General features: G+C 34.1%; 1 protein-coding gene. It reads left to right on the top strand.

Annotated features, from left to right (window positions below; translation table 11 throughout):
- Positions 1 to 280 precede the first annotated feature (280 nt).
- Entirely contained in the window at positions 281 to 1,045 is a 765-nt protein-coding gene (locus ACFIM1_RS09260; protein ID WP_375609827.1) for a hypothetical protein, read from the top strand.
- Positions 1,046 to 1,151: the final 106 nt, after the last annotated feature.

Raw genomic sequence — 1,151 nt, 5'->3', positions numbered from 1 at the left:
CAATTTAAAAAATACAAAAAATATCAAAAAAGATAAAATATTATTTGACAATAAATACGTATTTTGTTATATAAATACTCAAGTGATCAAAACACTAAACTACAAGCGAATAGGTTACGATAAACCTAATCCTGTTATAAAAACTGACTATCTTTTATGCTTTTGTTAGCATATATGATGATTTTGTCGGGTGTAGCTATGCCATACAATATCCTTCGCGAGGGAAAAGCATAGCAACGGACTTGTAGCCGTGTTTTGAGCGCCCGATGCTCTTATAAGGGTGTCAATTTCAAAACGAGTATTTCTACAAGGTTTTAATTATGACAAATATATCAAAAACCCCCCCCTTCTCTCTAACATTTCAAATGAAACTGCATCTGTTAATAAACAAGAGCCTGCAAAAAAATACGAATTTACAGGTGAAACAATAGAGGTTGGCTTTAAAACCCTTCATAGAATTAGAGCTTTAAGAGATTTTGGAGACGTCAAAAAAGGTGAGTTAGGCGGGTTTATACAAGGTGAAAGTAATTTATCACATGATGGCAATTGCTGGGTCTATGATAATGCTACCGTTTTTTGGGAAGCTGTCGTTTCTGACAATGCAAAAATACATGATAATGCTTGTATTAATAGAAATGCTAAAGTTTATGGCAATGCCGTTGTTAATGATAATGCATGGGTTTTCGGTGCAAATGCTCATGTTTATGGCAATGCAAAAATTAATGACAATGCTATCGTTCGTGGTCAAGTTTATGACAATGCCTTTGTTTGTAATAAAGCTAATATCATTTTTGATGCAAAAATCTCTGACAATGCGAAAATTGCTGATAATGCTTATGTAAGGGGCTTTGTTTATGGCAATGCAAAAATATTAGGCTCTGCTCGTATTGATTGGGCTGCTCATGTTTACGATAATGCCGTCGTTTCTGACAATGTATATGTTTGTTACTTAGTAAAAATCTTTGGCAATGCTATAGTTGATGGCAAACAAAAAATTTATGATGATATTGGGAATAATAACAAAACCATAAATGAAGCTGCTTAAATAAAGCATGGGCGCAGCGGGGGCGCCTGCTTTCCAATCAAATTTTCCTAACCGTTTAACACATATCTATTATGTGAGGGTATCTCTATGTCTCAAAAATACGAAT

The organism is Bartonella sp. AC158YNML, from assembly GCF_042196725.1.
GTDB lineage: Bacteria > Pseudomonadota > Alphaproteobacteria > Rhizobiales > Rhizobiaceae > Bartonella.
Note: the sequence above shows the minus strand (reverse complement) of the source record. Positions and strands in the feature narration are given on the sequence as shown.